Here is a 16,009-nt window from a genome sequence, read left to right on the forward strand (position 1 = left end):
TTCGGGACTGCTGCTGCAAACGCGACGCTCAGACCACCCCTGCCCCATGCGCCTGCAGGTCGGCATGATAGCTCGACCGCACCATCGCGCCGACCGCCGCGTGCGTGAAGCCCATCTTGTACGCCTCTTCCTCGTACATCTTGAACGTATCCGGATGCACGTACGCCCGCACCGGCAGGTGGTGCTCGGACGGCTGCAGGTACTGGCCGATCGTCAGCATGTCGACGTCGTGCGCGCGCAGGTCGCGCATCACCTGCAGGATTTCCTCTTCGGTCTCGCCGAGGCCGACCATCAGGCCCGACTTCGTCGCGACGTCCGGATGCAGCGCCTTGAAGTCCTTCAGCAGCTTCAGCGAGTGCGCATAGTCCGAACCCGGGCGCGCTTCCTTGTACAGGCGCGGCACCGTTTCGAGGTTGTGGTTCATCACGTCGGGCGGCGCCGCGTTCAGGATCGAGATCGCGCGGTCGAGACGGCCGCGGAAATCCGGCGTCAGGATCTCGATGCGCGTGTCCGGCGACTGCGCACGCGTTTCGCGAATGCACTCGACGAAGTGGGCGGCGCCGCCGTCGCGCAGGTCGTCGCGGTCGACGCTCGTGATCACCACGTACTTGAGCTTGAGCGCGGCGATCGTGCGCGCGAGGTTCTTCGGTTCATCCGCATCGAGCGGATCGGGACGGCCGTGGCCGACGTCGCAGAACGGGCAGCGGCGCGTGCACTTGTCGCCCATGATCATGAACGTCGCGGTGCCCTTGCCGAAGCATTCGCCGATGTTCGGGCAGCTCGCTTCCTCGCACACGGTGTGCAGGTTGTGCTCGCGCAGGATCGTCTTGATCTCGTTGAAGCGCGAGCTGCCGGTGGCCGCCTTCACGCGGATCCACTCGGGCTTCTTCAGCTTTTCGATCGGAATGACCTTGATCGGGATGCGCGCCGTCTTCGCCTGCGCCTTCTGCTTGGCGGTCGGATCGTAGGCCGGGGTCGCGGCCGAATCGGCCGGTGCGGGAGAAGCGGTAACGTCAGTCATTCGATTGTTCCAGTGCGTGCGGCTTGTCGGCGGCCGCGGATGCGCCGTCGAGGTTGGCGATCAGACGGCCCACCAGCGTGTGGGCGACGTCGTTCCAGTCGGCGGCAACCGCGAGGCTCGCCATGTCGACGGTTTCCAGTCCGGCATAGCCGCACGGGTTGATCGCAAGAAACGGGCGCAGATCCATCTTCACGTTCAGGCTCAGCCCGTGATAGCTGCAGCCGTTGCGGATCTTCAGGCCGAGGGCCGCGATTTTCGCGCCCTCGTGCAGGCCGGATGCCACGTAGATCCCCGGCGCGCCCGCCTTGCGGACCGAAGCGAGATTATACGCCGCGAGGGTTTCGATCACGGCCTCCTCGATCTTCGTCACGAGCGTGCGCACCATCAGCTTGCGCCGGCGCAGGTCCAGCAGCAGGTAGACGACGATCTGGCCGGGGCCGTGGTAGGTGATTTGTCCGCCGCGGTCGACCTTGACGAGCGGCACGCCGCTGTCGGCCACCAGCAGGTGCGCCGGGTCGCCGGCCTGGCCGAGCGTGTAGACGGGCGGATGCTCGACCACCCAGATTTCGTCGCCGGTGTCGGCCGTGCGCGTGTCGGTGAACGCGCGCATCGCGTCGAAGCTCGCGTCGTACGCCTCGCGGCCCCGCCATCGCACGGTGACCGGCTGGGCCGGCTGAGCCGGGACTCCGGCGGGCGATGCGGAAACGGCGACAGGCGTGGACACGATGGAAACCGGCGAAACGGACATGGGCGGTAGTTTACCGAAAACCCGTGGGTCTCGCCGGCCTGGGGACGGGGACGGATCGCCGGTATCCGTCGGATGAAACGATGGTCAGACGGTACGCCAGCCGTCGTGCAGCAGCGCGTTGACGCGTTCGCGCAGCCGGGACAGCCCGCCGAGCGCGACTTCCCGCGGCGGGCGCGACACCGAGAACGCGACGCATGCGCCCTCGCGGCCTTCCGCGCTGAGCCACAGCCGCTCGCCGCGGCGCAGCTTCAGCGTCTCGCCGTCGGCCAGGAAATAGTCGTCGACGTCGTTGCTGCGCGTCGCCCAGACCGGCCCGCACTGGACGATCAGCCGCGTGCTGCGTTGCACCTTCATCGGTACGGTCTCGCCCGGGGGAATTTCGAAGGTGATGCTTGAAGAGATTTCTTGCATGATCGACTCCGCCAATAAGTGCTTCGATGACTACAATCGTAGTCACTTGAAGGTGTCCGACCAAACGACCAATTTTCACGTCGATGTGAGGAAAATTAGCAAATGGACCTCCGCCAGCTGCCGGCGCTGAACGCGATTCGCGCGTTCGAAGCCGCCGCCCGCCACGAGAACTTCTCGCGCGCCGCCGACGAGCTGTTCGTCACGCACGGCGCGGTCAGCCACCAGGTGCGCGCGCTCGAGGAAGAGCTCGGCGTGCAGCTGTTCACGCGCAACGGCAAGCGGCTGTGCCTGACCGACGCCGGCATGCGCTACGCGCAGCAGATCCGCACCGCGCTGATGGTGATCGCCGACGCGACGCGCGACGTGCGCGCGAGCGACCGCGACCGGCGGCTGGTGGTGTCGATGCTGTCATCGTTCGCCGCGCGCTTCATCACACCGCGCATCGGCACGTTCATCGAGCGGCATCCCGAAATCGACGTCGAGCTGCAGTCGACCAACTCGCTCACCGATTTCGCGCGCGACGACGTCGATCTGGCGATCCGCTTCGGCTTCGGCAGCTATCCGGGGCTGCACGTGGAGCCGCTGTTCGAGGAGGTGTTCTTTCCGGCGTGCGCGCCGACGCTGAACGGCGGCAAGCTGCCGCAGACGCCCGCCGATCTCGTGCACTACCCGCTGCTGCGCTCGGACGACGAGCTGTGGCGGCCGTGGTTCGACGCGGCCGGGCTCGATACGCTGACCGAGCCCAAGCGGGGGATCCTGTACCAGGATTCGTCGAACCTGCTGCTGGCCGCGATCGAAGGCCAGGGCATCGCGCTGGTGCGCCGCTCGCTCGCGGTGCACGACCTGCTCGACGGGCGCATCGTGCGCCTGTTCGACATCGACGGGCCGAGCCCGTGGCACTATTTTTTCGTGTGTCCGCCGCCGCTCTTGAACACGCCGCGCGTGCAGGCGTTCAGGACCTGGCTGTTCGAGGAAGTGGCCGAATACAAGCGGCTGTGCGACGAGCTGGACGCGCGGCGCGCGGCGGGAAAATGCCCCGCCGAGTGCGCGCTGGAGGGAGGATGGAAAGGGATCAGCGGTCGTTTGCGCTGACCCCGGACGCCGGAACGGGCGCTTAAAGCACGACCTTGACCATCGGATGGCCGGTCAGCGCACGGTAGATGTTGTCGAGCTGTTCCTGGCTCGTCGCGCGCACGGTGATCGTGAGGCCCGTGTAATTGCCGCCGCTCGACGCGCGCTCCTCGATTTTCTCGACGTCGATCTCGTTGTCGTGAACGGCCACGACCTTGAAGATCGTGTCCTTGAACTCGGGGTGCGCCTTGCCCATGATCTTGATCGGGAAATCGCACGGAAACTCCAGCAGCGACTCCTTCCGGGTCTCGATCGCGCCGGTGACCTCGACGGTTTTGGTCGGTTCGCTCATCATTTTCTCCGGGTTAGGTCAAACTGTTCAAACTCGCGTGCCTTCGCACGCTGGTACGCGTCATACAGCGCCGCGAACACGGGGCCCGGCTTGCCGCCCTGCACGGGCAGATCGTCGAGCGACGTCACAGGCAGGATTTCCTTGGTGGCCGACGTCAGCATGATCTCGTCGGCCGAGCGCAGCTCGACCTCGCTGATCTCGCGCGCGACGAACCGGATCCCGCATTCTTCGGCCAGCTGCTCGACCAGCGCGTAGCGGATCCCTTCGAGGATCTTGTTGCTGCGCGGCGGCGCGAACAGCTCGCCGTTCTTCACGATCCACACGTTCGACGACGAGCCTTCGGTCACGTTGTCGTCGCGCAGCTGGATCGTCTCGAACGCATCGCGTTCCGCCGCATGCTGCGCCATCAACACGTTGCCGAGCAGCGAGATCGACTTGATGTCGCAATGCAGCCAGCGGCGATCCTCGGCCGTCACGCAGCGCACGCCCTTCGCGCGCTCCGCTTCGGACGGCAGGCGCAGCGGGCTCGTCATCGCGAACACCGTCGGCACCGCGTTCGCCGGGAACGCATGGCCGCGCTTCGCGACGCCGCGCGTCACCTGCAGGTAGACGAGCGCGTTGCCGTCGGCGAGGCCTTCGGCGTTCGCCGCGACGACCCGCTCGATCAGCGCGCGCCAGCCCGCCGCATCGTGCGGGTTGTCGATGCCGATCTTCTTCAGGCTGCGCGCGAGCCGGTCCAGATGCTGTTCGATCCGGAACGGCACGTGCGCGCCGTCGTGCGCATAGACGGGGACGACTTCATACACGCCGTCGCCGAAGATGAACCCGCGGTCGAGCACCGGCACACGGGCTTCGGACAGCGGCACCAGTTCCTCCTGCGCCGAGACGCTGAGGTAGACGATCGGTTCGAATTCGGCTTGGCTCATAGCTTTGACAGATGGGGATGAAGTCGTGAAAACAAAGGCCCGTCGTGCTTACTTCTTCTTGCTGAACATCAGCAGGATCGAGTCCCAGATACGTCCGAAGATACCCGCTTCCGGCACCGCCTGCAGCGCGACGACCGGGAATTCGGACAGCGTCTTGCCGTCGGCGACGATCTTCACGGTGCCGACCTGCTGGCCTGCCGCGAGCGGCGCGATCAGCGGCGCGTTGACGTCGACCTCGGTCTTGACCTTGTCGCCGAGGCCGCGCGGCACGGTCGCCCACTGGTCGCTCTTCACGCCGACCTGCACGGTGTTGTCCTTGCCCTTGTAGACGCGCGGCGTGGAGATCGCCTGGCCGCCCTTGAACAGGCGCACCGAATCGAACGCGCTGTAGCCGTAGTTCAGCATCTTCATGCTGTCCTGCGTACGGTCGCTTTCCTTCTGCTCGCCCATCATCACCGACACGAGGCGGCGCTGGCCGTCGACGCCCGGGATCGCGCGCTTCGCCGATGCGATCAGGCAGTAACCGGCCGCCTGCGTGTGGCCCGTCTTCAGGCCGTCGACCGTCGGGTCGAGCCACAACAGACGGTTGCGGTTGCCCTGGCGGATGTTGTTGTACTTGAATTCCTTCTCCGAGAAGATGCCGTAGTACTGCGGAAAATCGCGGATCAGGTGAGCCGACAGCTTCGCGAGATCGCCGGCCGTCGTGTAGTGGTTCGGGTCGGGCATGCCGTTCACGTCGGCGAAATGCGTGCCCTTCATGCCGAGGCGCGCGGCCTCGTCGTTCATCAGCGTGACGAACTGCCCTTCGCTGCCGCCGACGAGTTCGGCCAGCGCGATCGCAGCGTCATTGCCCGACTGGATGATCATCCCGTACACGAGGTCGTGCACGGACACCGGCTTGTTCGCCTCGATGAACATGCGCGACTCGTCGCGGCCGACGCGGCGCACGGCTTCGCTCGGCGTGACGATCTGCTCCATCGAGATCTTCTTCTTGTCGAGCGCCTCGAACACGAGGTAGGCCGTCATCAGCTTCGTCAGCGACGCCGGCTCGACGCGTTCGTCCGCATTGCCCGATGCGAGCACCGTGTTGCTCGTCGCGTCGACGAGCACCCACGAGCGCGCGTTCACGCCCGGCGGCGGCACCGCGCCCGGCATGTAGGTCGCGGGCGCGCCGGTGAACTGCTCGGCGGCCGGCGCCGCATGCGCGGCCTTGGCCTTGGCGGCCGGCTTCGCCTCGGCGACGACGATCGTCGATGCGAGCGCGACGGGCAGCATCACGCCGAGCGCGACGTTGCGCGCGGCGGTGCTGAAGGCGATGGAGGAAGCGAGGGACTTGAGGCCTTGGGAAGACAGACGCATGATCGATTCAGGCTGATGGCAGAAAGTGCGGTGCGAAACGCGCAGGGTTGAACGGCAAGGCGGCGGGCGTGTCGGGCGCTCGCCCGACACCGTCGGACGACGCGAAACGCGCCGGTTGGACTCGTGCGGGCGCGTTCGGTTCGCGGCCGTCGCGAGCGGGCGGACAGGCGGCGAAACGAGCGCCGCATGGGCCCAGCCGGGCCGCGGGCAACGCGAAAGCGGCCATTATACGTGGCCGCGAACGGCGTTTTCGCGAACCGGGCAGCGGACGTCCGCAACCCCGTTGCGCGAGCATCGCACGGGAATGCGGCGGGCACGCGTGCTCGAAGCCGCGCGAAAGGCGTGCGCAGGCGGCGTGCAAGCCGGGTTGCGGCGCCATGCAGCAGGCGGGGCGCGGCGCGATGTCGCGTGAAGTTTCGGGAAGGGTCGCGCATCGTCCGGACGGGCGCCGGTGCGCGGTACGGACGCTGGCGCTTGCGCCGACGCCCGCATGCAGGCTAGCGCCACGCGTCGACGACGATGCGCTTCAGCACGTGCAGCTTGCGATGGAGGAAATGCTCGGCGCCGGGGATCACGACGACCGGCAGCTCCTGCGGCCGCGCCCAGTCGTACACCGACGCGATCGGCACCGTGTCGTCGGTTTCGCCGTGGATCACGAGCGTGTTCTCGGGCACGTCGGCCACCTGCCAGCGGCTCGCGGCCGTGCCGACGAACACCATCCGCTCGATCGTCTCGCCCGCGTCGCGCAGGCGCTTCGCGACGTGCGACAGCACGAAGGTGCCGAACGAGAAGCCCGCGAGCACGAGCGGCAGGTCCGCATACGCGGGCTGCGCGCGCATGTGCGCGAGCACCGCGAGAAGATCGTCGGCCTCGCCCGCGCCGTTGTCGTGCACGCCTTCGGTCGCGCCGACGCCACGGAAGTTCGACCGGTAGACGACATAGTTCAGTTGCACGAGCGTGCGCGCGAGCGTCTGCGCGACCTTGTTGTCCATCGTGCCGCCGAACAGCGGATGCGGGTGCGCGACGAGCGCGATGCCGCGCGGCGCGGCGCCGCTTTCGCGCACGGCGTCGGGCAGGTCGACCGCGATTTCGATCTGGCCGATCGGGCCCGCGATCAGCGATTTCTGCGTATGAACGTTCATTCGGCCGGCCCGCTCAGATCTTCAGGCGGTCGACGACGTTGCCGTCGCGCAGGTGCGACTCGACGATCTCGTCGATGTCGGCCTGGTCGACGTACGTGTACCACGTGCCTTCCGGATACACGACCATCACCGGCCCTTCCTCGCAGCGGTCGAGGCAGCCGGCCTTGTTGATGCGCACCTTGCCGGGCCCCGCGAGACCGAGTTCCTTCACGCGCTTTTTCGCGTATTCCTGCATGGTCTGCGCATTGCATTGCGCGCAGCTCGGGCGCTCGGCGCCCGGATCGCGCTGGTTCAGGCAGAAGAAGACGTGGTGCTGGTAGTAGGAATCCATGATGGTGACGAGCGGCCCGGCACGAGGCCGTGCGCAAAGAAGGGCGATGAATTGCCGTTGCGCAAGGCGGCAACGGAGGATGCCGACGATTATAGCGAGCGGCGCACGCGGCTGCCCGCGGCACGGCCGCCGCCGCGCGGCCCGGGCTGCCGCGTCAGCGGCGCAGCGCGGCCGGCAGCCACGCGTGCTCGACGCGCTGGCCGAGCCAGATCAGCGCCGCGTAGGGCCAGATCCACGCGAGCCAGCGCGCGAGGCTGTTGAAGTGCACGTAGCGGCCCTGCCGCCACCCCGATAGCGTGAAGTCGAAGAACGGGTTGACCGGCAGCAGGTTCACGAGCGCGACGCCGGCCAGCAGCGCGAGCGCCGCGAGCATCGCGCGCCACGTCGCCGGCACGCGCAACGCGACGAGCGCCGCCGCGAAGCCGAGCTCGATGCCGAGCCGCGCGCCGGGCGTCGCCCACACGACGACGAGGCCGGTAGCCGACTGCATGAACGTTGCGGCCGCCTTCAGCACCAGCGTGGCGACCACCAGCGCGATCAGCAGCCGGATGCGCGGCGCGCGCGGGCGCATCGCGAGCGACGCGATCGCCAGCGCGGCGAACAGCATCAGCCCGCCGAGCACGGCTTCCCACGCGGAATCGGACAGCCAGCCGTCGACCCGCTCGGGCCATTCGCTGACGCGCCACGCGGCCGGCAGCCACGCGAGCAGCGCGTCCTGCATCGACGCGTCGGCGCGCTCCCACAGCGCGGCCGGCCAGTCGCCGATGCCGAACAGGAACGGCGACGGAAACACGATCGCGAACGGCCACAGCGCGGCGAGCAGCAGCGGCGTCGAACCGTCGGCCTCCAGCCACGCGAAGCGCAGCCGGCGCAGCGCGCCGCGGTCGAGCAGCGCGCCGGTGGCCGGCGCGGCGAGCGCCGCGCCCAGCAGCGCGCCGAGCGCGTTGGCGCCAAGGTCGAGATTCGACGCGACGCGCGTCGGCAGGTAGGTCTGCAGCGCCTCCATCGCGCCCGACAGCAGCACGCCGAGCCCGCCCGCGATCAGCGTCGCGGCCACGCCGCGCCAGCGCGGGTGCAGCGCGAGCACGCCGAGCGCGCCGAACGGCAGATAGCCGAGCACGTTCGTGGCCACGTCGAACGTCGTCACGTAGCGCTGCATCGGCGCGAACAGGTAATCGAACGGGCCGATGCCGAGCGCCACCCAGCCTTCGAACGGATACAGCGACGCATAGACGATCAGCGCCGCGTAAGCGGCAAACGCCTGCCGCGCGAGCGGTGACGCGCGATGCGTGCCCGGCACGTTCATCGCGGATGCAATCGCGGATGCAATCGCGGCTGCACGTCGGCCGTCACGGCGTGCCCGCGTACGCCTGCACGCCGACCCACGCGGCGATCTGCGACACGAGTTCGTCGCTGGCCGCCGCGAGCGCACGCGCGCCGCCGGCCGCGTCGGGCGTGCTCGACGGCGCGCGCGCGACGAACGTGCGCTGGCCGAGCACCTTGCCGTCCTGCATCAGCGTCGCGCGCGCGGTCACCGCGCCGTGGCTTTGCGACTGCCCATCGAAAACCTGTTCGAATTCGCTCAGGTCGACCTTGAGCGTCGGCGCGCGCACGCCGTCGGCGCCTTCGAGCACCGTCCCGCGCGACGACAGCGCGCCGCGCAGCCGCTGCGTGAGCAGTTGCGCGGGCGGCGCGGTCCAGCGGCTGTCGCGATAGACGGCCACGTGCTGCGCATCGGCATACGCCAGGCGGTACGCGAACTTGTCGGAATCGAGCGCGTCCGGCGCGGCGACGTCGAGCACCTTCAGCGCGGGGCCCGAACCGGTGGTCGTCACCGACGACGCGGGCCCGAGGTCGTAGCGGATATTGGACAGCACCGCGTCGTTGCCGGCGCAGCCGGCCGCCAGTGCGAGCGTCAGCACGCCCAGCGCGGCCGCGGCCGGGCGCAGCGCGCGGTCAAGGATTCGTGGCATGGCGTATTCCTGCATGATGTTTCCGGTTTCGATGGGCGTCATGACCCGGCCGTTTCCGGCTGGACCCTCGATGGGTTTGCGCTTCACTTCCCGGCCGTCGCACCCGGCCAGACGAAGCCCGCCTCGCCGGGCCCCGGGGCCGCGCCGGGCGAGCCGAACAACAGACTGCGCGGGTTGCGGCCAAGTTCACCGGCGACGTCCTTCAATTGCCGCGACGCGTCGCCAACGCTGTCGGCCAGCGCATTGAAGCGCGGCAGCGTGTCGTACTGCACGCGCGCGTTGAGGCCGTTCAGCGCGACGCCGACCTGCTCGGCGGCCGTGCCGGCCTTGTTCAGGTTCGACACGAGCGGCCCGTTCGGCTGCAGCAGCGTGTTCGCCGACGCCATCGCGCGGTTCACCTCGTGCATCGTCTCCGGCAGCGCGGTGACTGCCGGGCCGAGCTGCCTGGTCAGCGTCGCGGCGCCGTCGGCCGCGTGCTGCAGGCTTTCGGCGGTCGCGCGCAACTGCTCGCGCATCTCGGGCGACATCAGCGCGTTCGCGCTCTTCGCGGCCAGTTCGAGCTGCCGCAGCAGCACGTCGCCGCGCTCCTGGATCTGGTCGAACAGGCTCGGCCGCATCGGGATCTGCGCGATCGCCTTCGGCGACGACGGCAGCGGCGACAGATCGCGCCCCGTATCCTCGAGCTGCACGAACGCGATGCCGGTCACGCCCTGGAAGCCGAGGCTGCCGTAGGTCGACTGCGTGATCGGCGCGTCGTGATCGACGAGAATGCGGATCCGGATCTGGCCCGGATGCGTGCGATCGAAGCCGATCGACTGCACCTTGCCGACGTCGAGGCCGCGAAAGCGCACGGCCGCGTCCGGGAACAGCCCGGTCACGTTGGTGCGCGCGAGCAGGTCGTACGGCACGCGCACGGTGCGGTCGACGTTGAACCAGAACACGGTGCCCGCGATCGCGAGCGTCAGCGCGATCGTGAACAGGCCGGCCCAGAACGCATGTGATTTGTTTTCCATTCGCGGGTTCCTTGCTTCTACAGCTCGACGCTCGACAGCGCCGGTTCGAGGGCCGCCTTCGGCAGCTTCGCGCGCCGCTCGGGCGGCAGCGCCTGCAATGCGCGGCGCCCGCGCAGCCCCAGGAAATATTCGTGGATGAACGGATGGTCGACGTTCGCGGCCTCCTCGACGGGCGCGGCGACCAGCACCTTGCGATCGGCCAGCACCGCGACGCGCGTCGACAGCGCGACCATCGTGTCGAGGTCGTGCGTCACCATCACGACGGTCAGCCCGAGCGTGCGGTGCAGCGTCGCGATCAGCTCGACGAATTCGTCGGACGCCTGCGGATCGAGGCCGGCCGTCGGCTCGTCGAGGAACAGCAGCTCGGGCTCCAGCGCGATCGCGCGCGCGATGCCGACCCGCTTCACCATCCCGCCCGACAGCGCGGCCGGCATCTTCGACGCGTGCTTGCACGGCAGCCCGACCATCTCGAGCTTCAGCATCACGATGTCGTGCAGCAGGTCCGGCGGCACGCGGCCGAGCTCGCGCAGCGGCTGCGCGACGTTGTCGAACACCGTCATCGACGAGAACAGCGCGCCCTGCTGGAACAGCATCCCCGAACGCGTGCGCATCATCCGCGCGGTCGCGTCGTCGATCGTCGCCGTATCCTCGCCGAACACCTTGATCGTGCCCGACGTCGGCCGCTCGAGGCCGAGGATCTGGCGCACGAGCGTCGTCTTGCCGGAGCCCGACCCGCCGACGATCGACACGATCTCGCCGCGCCGCACGTCGAAATCGAGCTTCTGGTGAACGACGTTGCGCCCGTAGCGCTTGGTCAGGTTGCGCACCTCGATCACGAGGTCGCCGGCGTCGGCGGCCGCGTCCGGCCCGGCGCCGATCGCCGCGGCATGCGCGGTCGTGTCGTTCGATGCGTTCATCCGAGCCCCACGTTCTGGAACAGGATCGCGAACACCGCGTCGGCGAGGATCACGACCGTGATCGACGACACGACCGACGTGGTCGTGCCTTCGCCGAGGCTCTGCGAGTTCGCCTTGATCCGGAAGCCGAAATGGCACGCGACCAGTGCGATCAGCATGCCGAACACGACGCCCTTGCCGACGCCGATGTACAGGTTCGCGATCGGCACGACGCCCGGCAGCGAGCGCACGAAATAGTTGATGTCGATGCCGAGCACCAGCTTCGCGGCGAGCGCGCCGCCCGTCAGCGCGATGATGTTGGTCCACATCACGAGCAGCGGCATCGCGACGCCGAGCGCGAGCACGCGCGGCAGGATCAGCCGCAGCCCGTGCGGGATGCCCATCACGCGCATCGCGTCGAGCTCCTCGGTCACGCGCATCACGCCGATCTGCGCGGTGATCGCCGAGCCCGAGCGGCCCGCGACGAGGATCGCCGACAGCACGGGACCGAGCTCGCGGATCACCGACAGCCCGAGAATGTTCACGATATAGCGGTTCGCGCCGAACATCTGCAACTGCTGCGCGGACAGGTAGCTGAGCACGATGCCGATCAGGAACGCGACGAGCGCGGTGATCGGCAGCGCCTGCGCGCCGGCGCTGTAGATGTTCGCCGAGGTCTCCTTCCACGGCATCGTCCGCGGGCGGCGCAGCACCGACAGCGCGTCGAGGATCACGCGGCCGAACATCGCGATGCCGCCCTGCAGGTGTTCGCCGAACGCGAAGATCGCCAGGCCGAGCCGCGTGACGGGATCGAACCGCACGATGCGCTCGGGCGCCTCGCGCTGGCTGTCGAGCCGTTCGATGCGCTCGAAGATCGTGCGCTGCGTGGCGCTCAGCGCGACGCCGGCCGGCAGCTTGCGGCCCCACACGCGCCACAGCGCCTGGCCGCCGACGTGGTCGAGCCGCTCGATGCCGGACAGATCCCATTCGCTCACGCGCCCGCTGGTGAGGGTCGCGATGCGGCGCGCCACCGCGCCGCGGTTGCGCGCGAGCGACAGCGCGGTCCACTGGCCGGTCAGGCGCACCGTCTGGCCCTGGCCGCCGGCGTCGACCGACAGGCCGGGAGGAGTCTCGAAGTCCAAGGGCGGGTTGTTTGCAAAAGGATGACAGCGGCCATTGTAGCGAACCGCCCGGCGCCGCGACGTGAGGATTACGGCCGGCATGCCCGGCCGCGGCGCCGGGCCGGGCATGCCGGCCGGGACCGGCCCGAAGCCGCCGTGGGCCTCGGCCAGCGGCCGGCGTCGCGACCTTTCATTGTTCCGTCACGTTTCCTTTCGATACTCTCACGCGCCGCACCTCAGGCCGTCGGCGCGCCGCGCCGCCATTCGTGCGTACCTCGCGTTTCATAAAACAGAACACCGAACAGGACAACCGATGCGTCTCCCCCCGCTTTCCCGCCGCCACGTGCCGGCCGCCGCCGCGCTCGCCAGCCTCGCCTTCGTCCTCGCCGGCTGCGGCGGCGACGACGTCACCGCCACGCCGCCGTCGCAGCCCGAGGCCCAGGCGCCCGTCGGCACGACGGCCACGCTCGCGCTGCTCGAGACGACCGACCTGCACACCAACGTGCTGTCGTACGACTATTTCAAGCTCGCCGCCGACAATTCGCTCGGCTTCGAGCGCGTGTCGACGCTGATCGCGCAGGCGCGCAAGCAGTACCCGAACACGCTGCTGCTCGACAACGGCGACACGATCCAGGGCACCGCGCTGTCGGACTACCAGGCGCTGGTTAAGCCGGTCGGCTGCGACCAGACGCTCGCGATCTACAAGGTGATGAACGCCGCGAAATTCGACGGCGGCGGGATCGGCAACCACGAGTTCAACTACGGGCTGCCGTACCTGTCGCAGGTGACCGGCAACACGTTCGAGGTCGACGGCCTGCCCGCGCCCGCCCAGCAGAAGAAGTGCGCGGGCCCGAACTTCCCGCAGGTGCTCGCGAACGTGATCAGCGCGAAGACCAATGCGCCGCTGTTCACGCCGTACACGATCCTGACGCGCACGGTGACGGCCACGACGCCGGACGGCAAGACGGTCAGCGCGCCCGTGAAGATCGGCATCATCGGCTTCACGCCGCCCGCGATCATGAACTGGGACAAGCGCTGGCTCGACGGCAAGGTCTATACGACCGGGCTGAAGGAAGCGGCCGAGAAGTACATTCCGGAGATGCGCGCGAAGGGCGCCGATCTCGTCGTCGCGATCTCGCACGGCGGCCTCGACAATTCCGCGTACTCGCCGACGATGGAAAACGGCAGCTGGTGGCTGTCGAAGGTGTCCGGCATCGACGCGATGCTGATCGGCCACTCGCACCAGGTGTTTCCGGACGCGAACAGCACCGTCGCGCAGTTCAACCTGCCGGGCGTCGACAAGGTCAAGGGCACCGTCAACGGCGTGCCGACCGTGATGGCCAACTACTGGGGCAAGCACCTCGGCGTGATCAAGCTTGGCCTTAAGTTCGACGGCAAGACGTGGATCGTCGACAAGTCGCTAACGACCGTCGAGGCGCGGCCGATCCAGAACGCCGACAAGAGCTACGTCGCGGCCGACCCGTCGGTCTCCACCGCGATCGCGGCCGAGCACCAGGCGACGATCGACTACGTGAAGACGCCGATCGGCTCGACCGACTACCGGATGAACTCGTACTTCGCGGACGTCGGCGATCCGGGCGCGATCCAGATCGTCAACGAGGCGCAGGCCGACTACGTGAAGACCTACGTGCAGGCGAACCTGCCGCAGTACGCGTCGCTGCCGGTGCTGTCGGTCAGCGCGCCGTTCAAGAGCGGCTTCGGCGGCGGCACCGACTACACCGACGTCGCGCCGGGCGCGCTCGCGATCAACAACGCGGCCGACCTGTACCTGTATCCGAACACCGTGTACGCGGTGAAGGTGAGCGGCGCCGACGTGAAGAACTGGCTCGAGACGGCCGCGAAGCGCTTCAACACGATCGACCCGACCAAGGCCACCGTGCAGCCGCTCGTCAGCACCTTCCCCGGCTACAACTTCGACATGTTCACGTCGGCCGATCTCGCGTATGAAATCGACGTCACGCAGCCGGTCGGCAGCCGGATCCGGAACCTGACGTACAAGGGCGTGCCGATCGACCCGAACGCGCAGTTCATCGTCGCGACCAACAACTACCGCGCGAGCGGCGGCGGCAATTTCCCGGGCCTCGACGGCAGCAAGACGATCTTCGCGTCGCCCGACGCGAACCGCGACGTGCTGATCGCGTTCATCAAGAAGCGCGGCGCGATCACGCGCGCGGCCGACGGCGCGCAGCGCAGCTGGCGCTTCACGAAGCTCGCGAGCTCGGTCGCGCACGTGCGGTTCGCGTCCGCGCCGAACCGCCTCGGCGACGCGGCGGCGGCCGGCCTGACCGGCATCACGCAGGTCGCGGCCGACGACGGCTCGGGCAAGAACCTCGCGACCTACGAGATCGACCTCACGCAATGAGACACACGATGCAACCGATCCGGACGATGCGGCCCGCCGAAACCGGCTTCGCCGCCGCCGCGCGGCGCGTGCTGCGCGCGAAACTCCCGCCCGCCGCGCTGCTCGCGACGGCGGCCGTGACCGTCGCGGCCGTCGTCGCGGCGACCGGCCTGCGCGGCGCCGGCCCCGCGCCGAGCGCCGCGCAGCTCGACGAATGGCAGGCGATGGTCACGCAGGCGACCGAGCCGCATGCGCTGGCGCAGTTGCGCACGCTCGCGCGCCGCGGCTCGGGCGCCGCGCAGGCGGCGCTCGGCATCGCGCTCGTCGATGCGCATGAACCGGGGCTGCGCGACGAGGGGCGCGGCTGGCTGGAAACGGCCGCGGCGGCGGACAAGGCCGACACGGCCGACGCGCCGGCTGCGCGGCGCGCGCAGCTCGCGCTCGGCAAGGCGTTGCTGCTCGGCAGCGGCGATCTCCCGAAAGACTATGCGCGCGCCCGGACGCTGCTCGGTGCAGCGGCCTCGGACGGCGACCCGGCCGCCGCGTATTACCTCGGGCTGATCTACCGCAGCGGCTACGGCATCGCGGCCGACCCGGTGCAAGCCGCGCACTGGTTCGACATCGCGTCGCGCGCGGACATCCCGGCCGCCGACTTCATGCTCGCGAACGCGTACCGCGACGGCAGCGGCGTGCCGCGCGACGACGCGCGCGCGCTCGCGCTGTATCGCCGCGCCGCCGAGCACGAGCTGCCGGAAGCCGTGCAGACGCTCGCGATGGCCTATCGCAACGGCGAACTCGGGCTTCGGCCCGATGCGGACGAATTCCACGCGCAGTGGATCGAGACCGCGCACGCGCTGAAGCACCCGGTGGTTGCGCCGTGACGGCCGTTCGGCCGGGGGGCGCGTGGGCGTGACCCGGCCGAACGGTGATTGCTTCGCATGCGTCATCCTCGCACCGCGCATTGGTATCGATCCCCGCAACCGGAATCGGCCTGCGCGACGGCAGTGGCGCACCAACCGTTCGACCGGTGAAGGATCTTCTGTTCATCCGGTACGCCACTTAAGCAGCCGGGAAACATAGGGCTCAAGGTAGAACAGGCCCGCGAGTATGGTTCCAATGCTGAGCGTGGTGCTCCATCTCTTGCATGACCAGCGTCTATACGCCAGTACATTGACGACGCAGAAAAACAAGGCAGGCCCCAGCAAGTACGCCAGAAACAATACTCCCTGCCACCATGAGGTCGGGCACTTGTCGATCTCGTAACAACCGCGAGCCGGTGTGCC

General features: G+C 68.7%; 16 protein-coding genes. 3 read left to right on the top strand and 13 right to left on the bottom strand.

Going from position 1 to position 16,009, the window contains the following annotated elements:
* Window positions 1-28: 28 nt before the first annotated feature.
* The 3 genes from lipA to JYG37_RS00665 all read right to left on the bottom strand — a co-directional run bounded on the left by lipA (window position 29) and on the right by JYG37_RS00665 (window position 2,180).
* Window positions 29-1,021: a lipoyl synthase gene (gene lipA / locus JYG37_RS00655; protein ID WP_012329293.1), complete on the bottom strand. Its 993-nt coding sequence runs from the start codon at window positions 1,019-1,021 to the stop codon at window positions 29-31.
* The gene (gene lipB, locus JYG37_RS00660) at window positions 1,014-1,769 is read right to left on the bottom strand and encodes a lipoyl(octanoyl) transferase LipB (protein ID WP_050018153.1); all 756 of its coding nucleotides are present in this window, start codon (window positions 1,767-1,769) and stop codon (window positions 1,014-1,016) included. Before lipB ends, lipA begins: the two co-directional genes overlap by 8 nt.
* Window positions 1,770-1,853: 84 nt before the next feature.
* Window positions 1,854-2,180: a DUF2917 domain-containing protein gene (locus JYG37_RS00665; protein WP_050018167.1), complete on the bottom strand. Its 327-nt coding sequence runs from the start codon at window positions 2,178-2,180 to the stop codon at window positions 1,854-1,856.
* Window positions 2,181-2,282: 102 nt separating this feature from the next.
* Between JYG37_RS00665 and JYG37_RS00670 the strand changes: the two genes are divergently transcribed.
* A complete protein-coding gene (locus tag JYG37_RS00670; RefSeq protein WP_006485238.1) occupies window positions 2,283-3,272 on the top strand; it encodes a transcriptional regulator GcvA in 990 nt (329 codons plus the stop codon).
* 22 nt (window positions 3,273-3,294) lie between these two features.
* On the opposite strand, the gene JYG37_RS00675 is transcribed toward JYG37_RS00670, so the two are convergent.
* The 10 genes from JYG37_RS00675 to JYG37_RS00720 form a co-directional block, all read right to left on the bottom strand.
* Complete coding sequence (locus JYG37_RS00675) at window positions 3,295-3,603, bottom strand: HP0495 family protein (RefSeq protein WP_011546305.1); 309 nt, start codon at window positions 3,601-3,603, stop codon at window positions 3,295-3,297.
* Entirely contained in the window at window positions 3,603-4,529 is a 927-nt protein-coding gene (locus JYG37_RS00680) for a D-amino acid aminotransferase (protein ID WP_050018154.1), read from the bottom strand. The genes JYG37_RS00675 and JYG37_RS00680 overlap by 1 nt, the downstream gene beginning before the upstream one ends.
* A gap of 48 nt (window positions 4,530-4,577) precedes the next feature.
* Window positions 4,578-5,888, bottom strand: a complete 1,311-nt coding sequence (locus JYG37_RS00685) for a D-alanyl-D-alanine carboxypeptidase family protein (RefSeq protein WP_050018155.1) — start codon at window positions 5,886-5,888, stop codon at window positions 4,578-4,580.
* Between the two features lie 497 nt (window positions 5,889-6,385).
* Entirely contained in the window at window positions 6,386-7,030 is a 645-nt protein-coding gene (locus JYG37_RS00690; protein WP_050018156.1) for an alpha/beta hydrolase, read from the bottom strand.
* Between the two features lie 13 nt (window positions 7,031-7,043).
* Window positions 7,044-7,361 (bottom strand): (2Fe-2S) ferredoxin domain-containing protein, encoded by a 318-nt coding sequence (locus JYG37_RS00695; protein ID WP_050018157.1) that lies wholly within the window; start codon window positions 7,359-7,361, stop codon window positions 7,044-7,046.
* 154 nt (window positions 7,362-7,515) lie between these two features.
* Window positions 7,516-8,667 carry a VanZ family protein gene (locus tag JYG37_RS00700; RefSeq protein ID WP_124593440.1) on the bottom strand — a complete coding sequence of 384 codons (1,152 nt, stop codon included), beginning with the start codon at window positions 8,665-8,667 and terminating at the stop codon, window positions 7,516-7,518.
* A 43-nt stretch (window positions 8,668-8,710) separates the two neighbouring features.
* Entirely contained in the window at window positions 8,711-9,334 is a 624-nt protein-coding gene (locus JYG37_RS00705; protein WP_089488940.1) for an ABC-type transport auxiliary lipoprotein family protein, read from the bottom strand.
* 83 nt (window positions 9,335-9,417) lie between these two features.
* Window positions 9,418-10,347, bottom strand: a complete 930-nt coding sequence (locus tag JYG37_RS00710; protein WP_050018159.1) for an MlaD family protein — start codon at window positions 10,345-10,347, stop codon at window positions 9,418-9,420.
* 17 nt (window positions 10,348-10,364) lie between these two features.
* Window positions 10,365-11,264, bottom strand: coding sequence for an ABC transporter ATP-binding protein (locus JYG37_RS00715; protein ID WP_050018160.1), 900 nt, complete (start codon window positions 11,262-11,264; stop codon window positions 10,365-10,367).
* Window positions 11,261-12,385, bottom strand: a complete 1,125-nt coding sequence (locus tag JYG37_RS00720; protein ID WP_124630929.1) for an MlaE family ABC transporter permease — start codon at window positions 12,383-12,385, stop codon at window positions 11,261-11,263. The genes JYG37_RS00715 and JYG37_RS00720 overlap by 4 nt, the downstream gene beginning before the upstream one ends.
* A 292-nt stretch (window positions 12,386-12,677) precedes the next feature.
* Here JYG37_RS00720 and JYG37_RS00725 point away from each other — a divergent pair, with 292 nt between their 5' ends.
* Both JYG37_RS00725 and JYG37_RS00730 read left to right on the top strand, forming a co-directional pair.
* A complete protein-coding gene (locus JYG37_RS00725; protein WP_124630930.1) occupies window positions 12,678-14,747 on the top strand; it encodes a bifunctional 2',3'-cyclic-nucleotide 2'-phosphodiesterase/3'-nucleotidase in 2,070 nt (689 codons plus the stop codon).
* Window positions 14,748-14,755: 8 nt separating this feature from the next.
* Window positions 14,756-15,607, top strand: coding sequence for a tetratricopeptide repeat protein (locus JYG37_RS00730; RefSeq protein ID WP_050018163.1), 852 nt, complete (start codon window positions 14,756-14,758; stop codon window positions 15,605-15,607).
* Window positions 15,608-16,009: the final 402 nt, after the last annotated feature.

Source organism: Burkholderia sp. LAS2 (assembly GCF_018417615.1).
Classification (GTDB): domain Bacteria; phylum Pseudomonadota; class Gammaproteobacteria; order Burkholderiales; family Burkholderiaceae; genus Burkholderia; species Burkholderia sola.